A 14,341-nucleotide genomic window follows, 5' to 3' on the forward strand; every position below is an offset into this window, starting at 1 on the left:
CATAGTAAAACCCCTAACGTTGGATTTAGTTGTCCAACGTTAGGGGTTCACTTTAATGACGTTTATCATCCCGATGTGGTTTTTTATGATGTGCTAGGTGATGTGGTGTGCGGCGGCTTTACCATGCCGATGCGCGCAGGTTATGCGGACGCTGTGATGGTGGTCACTTCCGGTGAAAACATGTCGATTTACGCAGCAGCAAACATTGCAATGGCAGTTGACCGGTTTAAAAATCGGGGCTACGCAAAATTTGCCGGTTTGATTTTAAATCAGCGCAATGTCAAAAACGAAGCAGAAAAAGTCGCGCAATTGGCGCAAGATATCGACACTCAAGTTGTTGGCAGCATTGAGCGCAGTCAATTGATTCAAGACGCAGAAGAATTAGGCGAAACGGTGGTTCAAGCCTATCCGGAATCTGGGTTGGCACAACAATACCGTCAACTAGCAGCGCAAATTTTAGAAACTTGTGAGGCTCTGCCATGTTAAATCGCGTTCAACGGCCGCAAACAACAGCCGCAATTCCGCTGTTGCAGGCACAGTTCCCCACCCCTTTTTCGACGGGGCTGACTTATTCACCACCTGCTCGTGGTGGGTGGAACATTGTTCACGTTGGGATGCAAGTACCACAAGCGCACTTAATCTTTGTTTGCGCGCAAGGATGCCTGCGAGGCGTGGTTTTGACCGCTGCAGAAATGGGCGCGCAGACGCGCTTTTCAACGGTTGCGATCCGCACGCAAGATGTGTTAAACGGCGATTTGGAAGCGCTGTTAGTCGATGGTGTCAGTGATATCCTCACAAAACTGCCAGAAAAGCCGCCTGCTGTTTTAGTGTATACCAGCTGTATTCACCATTTTATGGGAACGGACTTAAAGCTTGCTTACCGACAGTTGCGGCAACGGTTTCCTGACATTCAATTTACTGATTGTTACATGAACCCCATTATGCGTAAAAGCGGCTTAAATCCCGATCAAACCATGCGCCGCCAATTATACTCGCTGTTGCAGCCAGCACCGCTAGTGGCTCGTGCAGTCAACATCATTGGCAATGATTTTAAATTACAGCCACAAAGTGATTTGGTGCGGTTATTGCAGCAACATCAGTTTAAAATTCGCGAAGCAGTCACTTGTACAACTTATAAGCAATATCAGCAATTAGCAACTAGTCAATATAACATTACCACCCGTCCAGCTGCTAAGCCTGCCGCAGAAATGCTGGCGCAACGTTTTGGTCAAATTCACCTTGCACTACCGTTTAGCTTTAATGCGCAGGAAATTGAGCAACAACTCACCAAGTTAGCACAAGCAATTAATGTGCCGCCACTTGATTATCAGCCTTTGCGTGCTGCTGCCAAACAAGCTTTATACCAAGCACGGCAAGTTGTGGGATCGACAGAAATTGCCATTGATGCTTCTGCTACCAGCCGTCCGTTGGGGTTAGCACGGTTGTTACTAACAGATGGGTTTAATGTGACCCGGCTTTATTTGGATCAAATTGGCAGCGCGGAAAAAGCTGATTTGATGGCGTTGAAACAATTGGCACCCGACTTGTTGATTTTTCCAACGGTGCAGCCGGACATGCGGCAAGTTTCCCGCCACACAGCTAATAAAGTATTGGCAATTGGACAAAAAGCGGCTTATTTTTGTGGAACAAATTATTTTGTCAATTTAATTCAGGATGGTGGTCTGTACGGCTTTGGCGGCATCCAACAATTAGCTCAGATGATGGTGGCGGCGGTACGAGAACCAAAAGATACGCAGGCACTGATTACGGTTAAAGGCTGGGGGTGTCATTGTAGCTAATGAAACAAACAGCAAGGATTATTTCTACATATACAGGCGATACTTCAGGTGTTTGTTCGGCTTTATTTGAATTAGGTGGTATGACAGTGATGCACGATGCTTCCGGTTGTAACTCCACTTATAGTACCCACGACGAACCCCGCTGGTACAACAGTGACAGCTTAGTTTTTATTTCTGGCTTAACAGAAACAGAAGCTATTTTAGGCGACGATGAAAAATTAATTCACGACACCATTCAGACAGCGCAAGAATTGCACCCAAAATTCATCGCCTTAGCGGGTTCACCGATTCCCATGATGACCGGCGTTGATTTACCAGCAATCGCGTGTGAAATTGAAAATACTAGCCACTTGCCCACTTTTGGGTTCAATACGGATGGGATGCATTCTTATGTAAGCGGTGCCGGCCAAGCATTAGCCGCCATTGCGAAACGATACTGCCGGCCTAGTAAAATAAAAGCATCGACGTTGACGGTTAATTTATTAGGGGTAACGCCTTTGGATTTTTCAATCAATGGCAGTGTGCCGGCACTGACCCACCAATTAAATGTACAAGGCGTGCAGGTTCAATCCGTTTGGGCCATGGGCAGTACGTTGGCGCAGTTAGCGCAAGCCACGCGAGCACAAGTGAATTTAGTGGTTTCGGCTAGCGGCTTTAAAACTGCCCAAGTTTTACAACAACAGTTTGGGATGCCTTATGTGGTGGGCACACCCTATGGGGCAACCTTAACCAAAGCCATTGTAGCGGCGATCAAGCGAGCCGCAAAAAGTCAGCAAAACCAACTTGCAGTGCCCCCGTTGCCTAACGCCCAAACGTTGATCGTGGGCGAAGGCGTCACGGCGCTATCACTTGCCCACGCCTTATTTGCAGATGTAGGGGCAACGGTGCTTTGTCCCACTGAGTTGCCGGATGATTTATTAGGGAAAGGTTGTGTGCATGCGCGGGACGAAGCGGAGTTGCTTCCTTATTTTAAACAAGCGCGTACCATCATCGCAGATCCACTGTATCAGCCAATTTGTCCTAAGACAGCAAGGTTTATTCCGTTAGCGCATGAAGCATTTTCAGGACGGCTTTACCGCAAAGAAATTCCTAATTTAGTTTCAGAATTAGATCAGTTTAGGAGGAGCAATCAATTATGAAAAAATTAGTTAAAAAAATTGCGTTATTAGCTGCAGCATTAGTCATGGTAGTTGGCTTAGCAGCTTGTGGCACTAACAACAAAAGCAGCCAGAAAAACAGTGCTGCTGATAAGACTGTAACCATTACAGACCAAGCAGATAACAAAGTGACGGTGCCTAAAAAGATTAAACGAATTGCCGTCGCCGGGATCTATCCGTTGCCTTCTGTAATTTCAGTCTTCTTTAATTCAGCAGACAAGATCGTGGGCATGCCAGAACCAAGTATGATTGCGGCTAAAAATAGTCTGCTGTCAGAACTTTACCCGAAGATTTTAAAAGCCAATACAAGTTTCAATAAAAATGACAATGTCAATACTGAAGAGTTGAAGAAATTAAATCCAGATGTTGTTTTTTATACTGCTGAAAACAAAAAAATGAAGAAAACATTGGAAAATGCTGGTTTTACAGCCGTTGGGGTCTCAGTTAGCAAATGGGATTATGATTCGGTTAAAACATTGAACCACTGGATTTCGTTACTATCTAAGTTGTTCCCAGAAAATAACCGGGCTAAAATCGTTAAAAATTATAGTAATGATGTCAGTCAAAAAATTCAAAAACGAGTTGGTAATTTAACTGCTGAACAGAAACAAAAAGTCTTCTTCTTATTCCAATATGACGGTAAGAGCATTGCCACTTCCGGTAAACATTTCTTTGGCCAATACTGGACGGATGCGATCGGTGCGGTTAACGCTGGTGCCGGCATGAATACAGATAATTCCACTGCAGTTAACATGGAACAGATTTATAAATGGGATCCGCAAGTGATTTTGATTACCAACTTTACTAAGGCTCAACCAGCTGATTTATACGGCAACAAAATGGGCAGCAATGATTGGAGTAAAATCGATGCGGTCAAAAATAAGCGGGTGTACAAAATGCCATTAGGGATGTACCGGAGCTACACGCCAGGTGTCGATACGCCAGTAACCTTATGGTGGATGGCCAAAACCGTTTATCCAGAACAATTTAAAGACATTAACATTACAAAGGAAACTAAAACTTATTACAAGAAAGTGTTTAACATTGAATTGACAGATAAACAAGCGGATAAAATCTTTAAACCTAGCGCTGCAGCATCTGCTTACTAAGGGGAACGCTTATGGCCTTTAATACAGTAACTAACGGCGAGCGTGTCCACATCAGCTTTTTTGGGTGCCGCAATGTGGGGAAATCCAGTTTAGTCAATGCCATTACAGAGCAAAAAGTCGCAGTGGTCGCACCTACAAAAGGGACAACAACAGATCCGGTTAAAAAAACGATGGAACTGTTTCCTTTAGGGCCGGTTGTTTTAACGGACACGCCTGGTTTTGACGATGTTGGCAATTTAGGGGCGCTGCGCGTTGAAAAGGCCCAGCAAATCTTGCGCCAGACAGATCTTGCAGTGCTGGTGGTCAGCGCTGAAACCGGATTGCAAGCAGTTGATCGACAGTTATGCCAACTGTTTAAAACGCGGCAAGTCCCTTATTTGATTGTTTATAACAAAAGCGATTTAGCTCCTACGCAAAAAGATACGGCGGAGAAACTATTTGTCAGTGCTAAGTTAGGCACTGGGATCGCAGCCTTAAAAAAACGCCTAGCGAACTTCAAATTACCACAGCAGGCACGGCCATTACTGGGGGATCTGCTGCAACCACAGGATTTAGTGATTTTAGTGACACCAATTGATAGCAGTGCACCCAAAGGTCGACTGATTTTACCGCAGCAACTGGTTATCCGGGATATTTTGGATCACCACGCTTACTGCACCGTAACTCAGCCGCAAGAACTGGCGCTAACTTTGGCTAATTTAAAGCAGCCACCACGCTTGGTGATCACCGATTCGCAAGCATTTGCCCAAGTCGCTAAAATTGTGCCACCAGCGATTGCTTTAACGTCGTTTTCAATTTTAATGGCGCGGCACAAAGGGATTCTAACAGCCGCTGTCAAAGGGGTTACGGCCATTGACCGCCTGCAAACTGGGGATAAGGTGTTAATTGCAGAAGGCTGCACCCATCAGCGACAATGCACGGACATTGGCAGTGTAAAACTACCTGCCTGGTTGACGGCGCACACCGGCAAAAAGTTAACCTTTAGCTTTGCTAGTGCGTCCGCTGGTTATCCCACTGACTTAACGCAGTTTGCGTTAATTTTGCAGTGCGGTGGCTGCATGCTCACTAGTCAAGAAATGACTAATCGCATGCAAGAAGCTAAAAAACTGCAGATTCCGCTGACCAATTATGGCACAGCCATTGCCTATTTAAATGGGATTTTGGCGCGCAGTATTAACATGTTGCCGGCGGCTCGACAGGCTTATCAAGTGGCACAGCGCAATGCTAATTAAAGATTTAATTAAAACAGCAACGGCAAATTTTTGTCGTTGCTGTTTTTTATGTTTGACTTAAAATAAAAGTAGTGATGTAAAATTGACACAAGGAGGTGGCAACGTGCATTTAGTGCCACAAACTCATTGGCTAGATCCAGTGGTCTACCGTCAGAAAATGTTAGAAACTGTCACTGCGGCATTACCGCGACAAATTAAAATCGTTGCAGTCAATTTTGCCCAAGGGACAGCCAGTTCTTATTGGCTACTGCGCTGGGAAGCAGCAGGCGAAGTTGCTTGGCTAACACTGCGAATTGCCAACCATCCTTTGTGGCTAAAACACGCTTGTCAACTGTCAATCTTGTGGGCGGCCCCCAATTATCAAAGGTTACACCAGCAACTACAGCATCAATTTAAACGCACTGCTAGTGCGCTACCGTTTTTTGAGTTAGCTGTTACGGATGCTGCATTGCTATACTTATTGTTGGCTGCCGAGCAAAATCAGTTAGTTTATTTTGTTCAGTTACCAAAAGCCATTGCGGCTAGGCATAAAGGGCGTCAACTTGATTTGGCGGCAGATTTTATGTCGTTACCGCTTTTTATGGGCAATCGAAACAATGCCAACATATTGCTTCAGCCAGTTCAAAATGCCGTTTTACAACGCTACTTAGCCCGTTTTTACGGCCAAAATTTGTTATTTTCGCAATTTAAAAACTACCGTTTATTGGCGTTGTTACCGACAAATCAGTGGGTGCAGCCATTGTTGCAGCAAGATTTTAAAGGGCTAAATTGGCGGCAGCTCATTGCTCAAACTTACGGACCTGCTTTTTGGCAGCAATACCGGCAGCTTTGTTACACTGCAAAACAACACCTTAATATACGGTAGCGCTTAATTTAGTGGGCATGCTATAATAACGATAATTGGTTAAAGCGTGTATTGGCCAAATTGGAAGCGATTTAATCAATGCGCTATCTTTACTGAGATAGCGAAAAGGAGGAAGTTTGTGCCGATTTTACTATTAAGTGGGCCGGCAAATGTTGGTAAAACCACGCTAATTAAGCAGGCATTGATTGAAAAACAGCTGCAGCCGGCTGGTATTTTTTCCCAGCCAATTGCCGGGGTTGGCTTTGCGCTTTATCCCGCCGCACAATTAGTAGCTCCGCAATCTCAGCCAGCAACTCATATCTTTATCGATCGCCGTTATCAACCTACTTGGATTAAGCCGCAGCTTTTTGCTAATTATGGTGTCAAGTTATTAACGGCTGCTAGGTGGGCGCCAGTGGTATTGCTAGATGAAATCGGTGGCGTTGATTTGTTAGCGCCGCAATTTTACGCCGCATTGCTGTCTTTACTGGCACAACCAATCAAAATCATTGGCGTTATTAAAAGTACGACGAATTATCGCAAACAAAAACAACGCCAGCACTTTGATGTCACGCGCCAGCGGCACGCCTTATGGCAACAAGTACAACGGCAACGGGGGCAGATTGTGACCGTCAATCAGAATCAAACTGCCGTTTACCAGCAGTTAAGCCAATTTTTGACGGCAACAAACAATTTTTAATCGGAGGTTATGATGCAACGTGAATTTGATTATCAACTTACATTACGTTTAAAGCGCCATGGTGTCTTTTTTGGGCCTGGTGTCGTTGAAGTCTTACAATTAGTGGGCCAGTATGGGTCGTTAAACGCTGCGGCGCAGAAAATGGGTATGTCTTACAATAAAGCCTGGCGGATCATTCATCACGCAGAAAAGCAATGGGCAATTCCGTTAATTACGTCCAGTGTTGGTGGTGCAAATGGCGGTGGGACGCAATTAGCGCCCGCAGCAAAAGTATTGATTCAACGCTACCTTGCTTTTGAAGCAGCCGCTCAGCAACAAGTAGATCAATTATTTTCCCATTATTTTGCGGATATTAAAATCGGAATGTCTGAGGCGCAAATGCATGAAAAGTAAAGCTAAACGGCGCTTATTGTTATTGATGTTACTTTTTGCGTTAGGGATCGTGTTTGTCATTTCAGGCTATTTTGGCAAGTATCCCATTCCATTCTCGGCGTACATACAAGCATTAATAAATTTTGGTCAATCAGATACACCAGTGAATTTACAACGTATTCAAACCATTTTACTCAATATCAGGTGGCCGCGGATTATTTTAGCCGTTTTAATCGGTGCAGGAATTTCGGTTTCCGGCGCCACTTACCAAGCCCTATTTCAAAACCCAATGGTGTCACAAGATATTTTAGGTGCTTCCCAAGGTGCTGCGTTTGGCGCTGCTTTAGGATTATTTTTTAATCAAGCTTACGAAATTATTGTGCTGTGGTCCTTTTTATTAGGATTAACTGCAGTTTTGTTGGTGCTCTTTTTAGAAAGGTTGATCCGTGGGCACTCAAAGTTGAACTTAATTTTAATTGGTATGATTATTAGTTCTTTATTTTCATCAGCCGTATCCTTTTTAAAGCTCATTGGTGATCCTACCAATACACTACCAGCGATTACTTACTGGTTGATGGGCAGTTTATCAGGCATTAAACCGCAAGATGTTTATTACGCTGCGCCACTATTGTTAATTGGGATGTTGCCGCTTTTATTGTTACGTTGGCGGTTAAATGTGATTTCGTTAGGTAATGAAGAAGCTGCCAGCTTAGGGATCAACATTAGGTTATTGCGGTTGATTATGATCACTGCAGCGACTTTAGTCACCGCGGTGGCAGTTTCTGTCAGCGGCATGATTGGCTGGGTCGGTTTAGTGGTGCCCCACTTTGCCCGGTTGTTACTGGGAAACAATTATCGCTATACATTGCCAGCAACGGCATTAGGCGGTGGTATTTTCTTATTGCTAGTGGATGATTGTGCAAGATTATTGACTACCAGTGAAATTCCGATCGGGATTTTAACCTCTGTAATTGGGGCGCCAGTCTTTTTAATTTTAATCGCGCAAAATAGTCAGCCAGAAAGGAGTTAAAGGCATGTTAAGGGTCACTAATCTCAATGTTCATTACGCACAAAAGTTAGTGTTGCAACAGTTAAATTTTACGTTGCCAGCAGGCCAATCGGTTTGTTTACTGGGACAAAATGGTGCCGGTAAAACCACCTTCTTTCGGGCAATTTTAAATACCATCGCTTACCAAGGAAAAATTGTAATTGCTGGGCAGAATACCAAAAAATTGCCGCGTGCTGCATTAGCCAAAAAAGTAGCTTACATTCCCCAAAACCATGAAGCACCAGCCAATTTTTCTGTTTTCGAAATGGTTTTAATGGGCACAACCGCGAATTTAAAGCCATTTCAGCAACCCGGAAAAGCGGAAGAAAAACGTGCGTTAGCGGCATTGGAACGTTTAGGCATCCGCTATTTACAACATGATTATTTCGGTGAAATCAGTGGTGGTGAACAGCAACTGGTAACCGTTGCCCGTTCGGTTGCGCAGAATAGCCGTGTGATTTTAATGGATGAGCCTTGTGCCAATTTGGATTTTGGTAATCAGATGATGGTATTGGAGATGGCCCGTGAACTGGCACGCCAAGGCTTTTTGATCATTCAATCAACCCATGAACCTAACCATGCCTTAAATTATGCAGATCAAATTTTATTGTTAGAAAAGCAGCGGATGACCGTGGGAAAACCGGATAAATTATTGACCAGTCAGCGTTTATCACGCTTATATCATTATCCAGTGAAAGTGGTGACGGTTAACGTTGACGGGCAACAAAAACGCTTTTGTATAGCGGCGCGAAAGGAGCTTAAGCATGTGGCAAATTTATGATGACCTGATTGCGTTAATTCCACCGCACCTAACAGTTCAACGACTCACCCGCAGTCAACGACGGATCTACGTGCAAAGCGATGCAGGTGTTGGCACTGCCATGTTATTTACAACTAAAGCAGTTGATTTACAACAAGACGTCGGCGCTGATTTACATACCGTAGCTAAAAAAATTAAAAGTTGGGATTTTAATCAGGCAAGCATTGGTCTAGCCGCGATTAACAGTTACTTAAATCAGCCAGCACAGATTAACCAAGCGCAACTGAAATTAATTGATCGGCAAGATGTGTTTGGAGAATACTTACATTGTCGGCAAAAGATGGCGACAATTGGCCATTTTCATTATCTAGACCATTATCCAGAATTAAAAAAGCGGTTAACGGTTTTTGAATTGCAGCCTAGTCCAGGAGATTATCCTGCTAGCGCCAGTGAATTTTTATTACCACAAATGCAAGTGGTTTTTATCACTGCATCAACTTTGGTTAATAAAACATTACCCCGGCTTTTAACCTTGGCACAACATGCTGAGGTGATTTTAGTCGGTGGTAGTACACCACTAGCCGATACGCTTTTTCAACATGGGATTCATAAATTGGCAGCGACTTATTTAAGCGCGTTGCCGCAAACAAAGAAAACAAAAGGACAAGCATTAGTTTATTTAGAAAAGGGGACTACACATGCATCAAATAAAACGTTGGGTATTGATCGGGTTAAGTTTTAGTCTACTAATTATGGCTGGTTGCGGCGGCCCTAAGCAACAAGCAACGTCGCAGTCTAAACAGACTGAAGCCACTAAAACGCGGGTCTTTAAAGATTCGGCAGGCAGAAAGGTGAAAGTGCCTAAAAAGATTACTAGAATTGCCCCATCAGGCCCCTTAGCTCAAATGGTACTTTATAGTAGTGTACCTAACAAATTAGTGGGCATTGCCAGTGCTTTTCCAGATGACGCAAAAAATTTAATTCCCAAAAAATATCAAAAATTACCGCAATTTGGTCAATTTTACGGTAAAAGTTCTACATTAAATATGGAAGCATTAAGTGCCGCTAACCCGCAAGTGATTATTGACATCGGTGAACCTAAAGATAGTGTGAAAACAGATATGGCTAAATTGCAAAAACAGTTGGATATTCCTACAGTTTTCATTAAGGCGGATATGAATTCAATGCCACAAACTTATCGTAAATTGGCACAACTCACTGGTAATCGCCAGCATAACCAAAAATTGGCTACCTATTGTCAGCAGGTACTTAAACAAGCAAAAACGGCACGTGAAAAGGTTAAGGACCAGCAAAAATCAATTTATTATGCGAGTGGTAAATCTGGCTTAAACACTAACGCAGCGGGCTCGTTTCATGCGCAAATTTTTGACACCATCGGCGTGAAAAATGTGGTAACTGGCGTAACCGCAGCTTCGCAAGGAAGCGGCACCACCGTGTCTCTGGAACAACTTTTAAAGTGGCAACCAGATTACATTTTAGCTGAAAATAAAGCCGTTTATCAGTTAATTAAGTCAGACAGTAGTTGGCAACAATTAACAGCTGTTAAAGAAAATCGGGTCTACTTAGTACCAAGCACACCTTACAATTTTTTAGGCTTTCCACCAAGTGTTAACCGGATTTTAGGGATTCAATGGCTGGGGCATTTAATTTATCCCGATGTTTATCAATTAAATATTAAGCAAACCGTTCAAGACTTTTACCAGCTTTTTTATCACATTCATTTAGATGATCAGCAAACGACTGAAATTTTACAAAATGCGGTTCGTTAATCGCATTGAATGCCGGGTAAAACCTGCTAGAATAAAGATGAAGACGGTTGTTTAACAGGGCTAAGAATCGAGGTTATCAAGATGCAACAAACTGCAAAAGGAATTCCAGAAACCATGCAAGCTTGGGTTGTTACCCAGCCTGGACCGATTAATGGCGCAAAATCGCCATTGACATTAACAACCAAGCCAGTACCGACACCACAGCGGGGTGAAGTTTTGGTGCGGGTATTGACTTGTGGCGTGTGCCACACCGATTTGCACGTTGCAGAAGGGGATTTACCCGTTCATCAGCAGCATGTTACACCAGGTCATGAGATTGTTGGTGAAGTGGTCGCAACTGGGTCTGAAACGCATCGCTTTAAACTTGGTGAACGAATTGGAATCCCGTGGTTGCGTTGGACTTGTGGCGTTTGTCAATATTGTCGCTCTGGCCGGGAGAATTTATGCCCAAATTCGCGTTATACCGGCTGGGACCATGACGGCGGCTATGCGGAATACACCACGGTACCGGAAAGCTTTGCTTACCGGATTCCAGAACGCTTTGATTCGTTGACCGCGGCCCCTTTGCTGTGTGCTGGCATCATTGGTTACCGGGCTTACCGGCGGGCCAATGTACCAGCGGGTGGCCGTTTAGGGCTGTACGGTTTTGGTGGCTCGGCGCACATTACCGCCCAAATTGCCCTTGCGCAGGGAATGGCAGTGCATGTGCTCACTCGGGGTAAAGACGCGCAGAAGTTTGCTCTGAAGCTAGGGGCGGCTTCTGCCAGTGGTGCCTATGATTTACCGCCAGTTCCGCTGGATTCCGCGATCATTTTTGCACCAGTGGGCGATATTATTCCGAAAGCACTTGAAGGCTTAGCGCCCGGTGGGACATTAGCATTAGCTGGCATTCATATGACCGATGTTGAAAATTTAAATTACCAAAAACACCTGTTCCATGAAAAAACTATGACCAGTGTGGAAAGCAATACCCGGCGCGATGGCGAAGAATTTTTAACTTTGGCTGAGCGCTTGCTGATCCAGCCTAAAACAACTGAATATCCATTAGAAAAAGCTGAAGATGCCTTACGCTACGTGGCAGCAGGTGATATTGAAGGTGCCTGTGTCCTGCGAGTTGGCCAAGATTAATTTCGCTGGCTGATTGGCAATGAGTGTAATAACTGCCTGATGGCATACATTTTAGGATAATATAGAGTTGTGACAAAAATAATCTTGTTGTTGCAGCTCTTTTTTGTTGCTTGCTGACGGACAGCTGAAAAACAATTACTAAAATAAGTCCCGCATAAAAAAAACGTAACAAACGACTCATGATGAACCGTCTGCTACGTTTTTTATGTGCGACAATTAATTAGCGTCAAAAATTAGCGCTGATTTTCTCGTTGTCGTTGTAGATACTCACGCCGAGACAACGTCCGCTTTGCACGAACCCTGACCGGCTGTAATTGCTGTAGTTTCAAACCTGCTGTACTTAGTAACATTAGACCAGCTGCTAAGATAAAAATTGTTTGGATCATGGTCATCACTACTTTCTGCATCATGCATTACTTACACTCTAAGTATAACCCATTTCGTTTAATTTAGCGCCCTTTTAGTTTAAGAAACCCTAAAAGTTTGGTAAAGTAGAAGGTAATTTAAAAAAAGAGGGAAAAACATGTTTGAACCGACTAAAAAGCACCGCGTGGCGACAGAAGTTAAACAACGAGTACCAGAAGCGGTGATCGCGTTGCTTTGGCAAACGCTAAGCGACTTCCGTAAGCAAAAGAAGTTAGTTTCTAAAACCATCGCCGTTGCGTTTAGTGACGATTATGATGACCAGACCATTTACATTTTGCTTATGCAAGGTAATGGTGAAATTAGTGAAGAGGTTAAATTAACTTACACTGGCAGCAAAGACTTTCTCAATCAAGGTACGATTGTGATCATTAACGATAAACCACATACAGTTAACATGACGTTGAGTGCGCTGAATAAACAAAGCACGGATGCAACAACTAATAAGTAGCGAATGGGGCTGTGACAAAAGTGATGCTTTTGTTGCAGCTTTTTTGATAGTATACGCGCATTTTTATTTAAAGCATTTTCCAAAATCAATGGGTAGTTTAGCGATTACATGGTAAGCTAGAAATCAAAGGAGGAACCACCGATGCAAGCCTATTCGTATTATGATTCGCCGTTGGGACAAATTTTACTGGCAAGCGATGCGCAAGGATTAACCGGATCGTGGTTTGAAAATGACAGCTACTATGCGGATAATTTAGCAAAAACAAGCGTTCACCGCGAAACGGCAATTATCCAAGCAGCCAAAAAATGGCTGGCTGATTATTTTGCGCAGCAACAACCACAAAAATTGCCACCACTACACATCATGGGGACGTCCTTCCAAGAAAAAGTGTGGCAGATTTTACAGCAGATTCCTTACGGGACAACATTAACTTACGGCGCCATTGCCCAAAAAATCGCCGCACAAAAGAAAAATCACCGCATGTCTGCCCAAGCCGTGGGTGGCGCAGTGGGCCACAACCACCTTTCAATTTTCATTCCTTGTCACCGTGTTATCGGCAATCACGGCAATTTAACCGGTTATGGTGGTGGCTTGCCGCGGAAAGTACGTTTATTGAAACTTGAAGGTGTAGATTTAGGGGCGTTTTATGTGCCTAAAAAGTAGCACCACGTTAAGTAAGATGAGCTTGCTTAAGCTAGTAATGATAGACAATTTATTTTTACTGGACAATCATTTATAATAAAAGTGATAACTACGTAAGATAAGACTTAAATTTTAAAGTGCGAATCGGAAGTGCACATACTTTTTCCGGGTGTTTCGCACCATTTTTCAAGCAGAATTGTGTGATTTTAGACTATAAATTTTTAACTGTTTACTTAGTTATCAATGTTATACCCCAAATATTGTTTTGCTTTATGTGGTAACACAATATCTTGCGGTCGCACTCTATATGGGTGCGTGAATTGAAATAGCATTGACACTGTAGCTGGAAAATATCTGGTTGGTCGCACTCTATATGGGTGCGTGAATTGAAATTTAAATGAAATTTTTGCTAACGACAAAGACTTAATTGTCGCACTCTATATGGGTGCGTGAATTGAAATAAAAGCTGCAACCGAAGCCGTATTGTCATACGTGTCGCACTCTATATGGGTGCGTGAATTGAAATTTATGACGATATTGCGTCATTGCCAAAAGCAGTTGTCGCACTCTATATGGGTGCGTGAATTGAAATAATCAATTCATTTATGTGTGCAATGAAATTCGTCCAGTCGCACTCTATATGGGTGCGTGAATTGAAATGACAAATATCGTTAACCAGGTAATGGTTTACGGTGTCGCACTCTATATGGGTGCGTGAATTGAAATAATCAAATTGCCGTATAGCCTATCAGCGACCACCCCGTCGCACTCTATATGGGTGCGTGAATTGAAATCACTGTTGGCATCCAGTCAACTAATGCAAAATTTAAGTCGCACTCTATATGGGTGCGTGAATTGAAATTGACGAGTCAGCAGAAGCAATGTT

Annotated in this window: 16 protein-coding genes and 1 CRISPR repeat array; of the genes, 15 read left to right on the top strand and 1 reads right to left on the bottom strand. The window is 43.5% G+C overall.

The annotated features are described in order from the left end of the window. The 13 genes from FC24_RS00560 to FC24_RS00620 all read left to right on the top strand — a co-directional run. On the top strand, nucleotides 1-486 hold a 486-nt coding region (locus FC24_RS00560), incomplete at its 5' end, for a P-loop NTPase family protein (protein WP_202813597.1). Beyond that, nucleotides 480-1,799, top strand: coding sequence for a nitrogenase component 1 (locus tag FC24_RS00565; RefSeq protein WP_057872925.1), 1,320 nt, complete (start codon nucleotides 480-482; stop codon nucleotides 1,797-1,799). The genes FC24_RS00560 and FC24_RS00565, both read left to right, overlap by 7 nt. Continuing rightward, nucleotides 1,799-2,938, top strand: a complete 1,140-nt coding sequence (locus FC24_RS00570; protein WP_057872926.1) for a nitrogenase component 1 — start codon at nucleotides 1,799-1,801, stop codon at nucleotides 2,936-2,938. The genes FC24_RS00565 and FC24_RS00570 overlap by 1 nt, the downstream gene beginning before the upstream one ends. Continuing rightward, entirely contained in the window at nucleotides 2,935-4,065 is a 1,131-nt protein-coding gene (locus FC24_RS00575; protein WP_057872927.1) for an ABC transporter substrate-binding protein, read from the top strand. Before FC24_RS00570 ends, FC24_RS00575 begins: the two co-directional genes overlap by 4 nt. A gap of 11 nt (nucleotides 4,066-4,076) precedes the next feature. Continuing rightward, nucleotides 4,077-5,297, top strand: coding sequence for a [FeFe] hydrogenase H-cluster maturation GTPase HydF (gene hydF / locus FC24_RS00580; protein WP_057872928.1), 1,221 nt, complete (start codon nucleotides 4,077-4,079; stop codon nucleotides 5,295-5,297). 103 nt (nucleotides 5,298-5,400) lie between these two features. Then, on the top strand, nucleotides 5,401-6,162 hold the full coding sequence (locus FC24_RS00585) for a hypothetical protein (protein ID WP_057872929.1): 762 nt from the start codon (nucleotides 5,401-5,403) through the stop codon (nucleotides 6,160-6,162). Between the two features lie 118 nt (nucleotides 6,163-6,280). Further along, entirely contained in the window at nucleotides 6,281-6,841 is a 561-nt protein-coding gene (locus FC24_RS00590) for a nucleoside-triphosphatase (protein WP_057872930.1), read from the top strand. A 12-nt stretch (nucleotides 6,842-6,853) separates the two neighbouring features. After that, nucleotides 6,854-7,234 (top strand): winged helix-turn-helix domain-containing protein, encoded by a 381-nt coding sequence (locus FC24_RS00595; protein ID WP_083485582.1) that lies wholly within the window; start codon nucleotides 6,854-6,856, stop codon nucleotides 7,232-7,234. Next, complete coding sequence (locus FC24_RS00600; protein WP_057872931.1) at nucleotides 7,224-8,243, top strand: FecCD family ABC transporter permease; 1,020 nt, start codon at nucleotides 7,224-7,226, stop codon at nucleotides 8,241-8,243. Before FC24_RS00595 ends, FC24_RS00600 begins: the two co-directional genes overlap by 11 nt. A 4-nt stretch (nucleotides 8,244-8,247) precedes the next feature. Beyond that, complete coding sequence (locus tag FC24_RS00605; protein ID WP_057872932.1) at nucleotides 8,248-9,042, top strand: ABC transporter ATP-binding protein; 795 nt, start codon at nucleotides 8,248-8,250, stop codon at nucleotides 9,040-9,042. Continuing rightward, entirely contained in the window at nucleotides 9,026-9,763 is a 738-nt protein-coding gene (locus tag FC24_RS00610; RefSeq protein ID WP_057872933.1) for a Rossmann-like domain-containing protein, read from the top strand. The genes FC24_RS00605 and FC24_RS00610 overlap by 17 nt, the downstream gene beginning before the upstream one ends. Further along, nucleotides 9,720-10,811 (top strand): ABC transporter substrate-binding protein, encoded by a 1,092-nt coding sequence (locus tag FC24_RS00615; protein ID WP_057872934.1) that lies wholly within the window; start codon nucleotides 9,720-9,722, stop codon nucleotides 10,809-10,811. Before FC24_RS00610 ends, FC24_RS00615 begins: the two co-directional genes overlap by 44 nt. 81 nt (nucleotides 10,812-10,892) lie before the next feature. After that, complete coding sequence (locus tag FC24_RS00620; protein ID WP_057872935.1) at nucleotides 10,893-11,939, top strand: zinc-dependent alcohol dehydrogenase family protein; 1,047 nt, start codon at nucleotides 10,893-10,895, stop codon at nucleotides 11,937-11,939. 233 nt (nucleotides 11,940-12,172) lie between these two features. On the opposite strand, the gene FC24_RS11430 is transcribed toward FC24_RS00620, so the two are convergent. After that, nucleotides 12,173-12,349, bottom strand: a complete 177-nt coding sequence (locus tag FC24_RS11430) for a hypothetical protein (protein ID WP_157059058.1) — start codon at nucleotides 12,347-12,349, stop codon at nucleotides 12,173-12,175. A gap of 113 nt (nucleotides 12,350-12,462) precedes the next feature. Here FC24_RS11430 and FC24_RS00625 point away from each other — a divergent pair, with 113 nt between their 5' ends. Both FC24_RS00625 and FC24_RS00630 read left to right on the top strand, forming a co-directional pair. After that, nucleotides 12,463-12,813 (top strand): hypothetical protein, encoded by a 351-nt coding sequence (locus FC24_RS00625; RefSeq protein WP_057872936.1) that lies wholly within the window; start codon nucleotides 12,463-12,465, stop codon nucleotides 12,811-12,813. A gap of 141 nt (nucleotides 12,814-12,954) precedes the next feature. Next, entirely contained in the window at nucleotides 12,955-13,476 is a 522-nt protein-coding gene (locus FC24_RS00630) for a methylated-DNA--[protein]-cysteine S-methyltransferase (RefSeq protein WP_057872937.1), read from the top strand. A gap of 274 nt (nucleotides 13,477-13,750) precedes the next feature. Beyond that, nucleotides 13,751-14,317: direct repeats of the CRISPR family, unit length 32 nt; unit sequence GTCGCACTCTATATGGGTGCGTGAATTGAAAT. Nucleotides 14,318-14,341 lie beyond the last annotated feature (24 nt).

The organism is Loigolactobacillus rennini DSM 20253 (assembly GCF_001436505.1).
GTDB lineage: Bacteria > Bacillota > Bacilli > Lactobacillales > Lactobacillaceae > Loigolactobacillus > Loigolactobacillus rennini.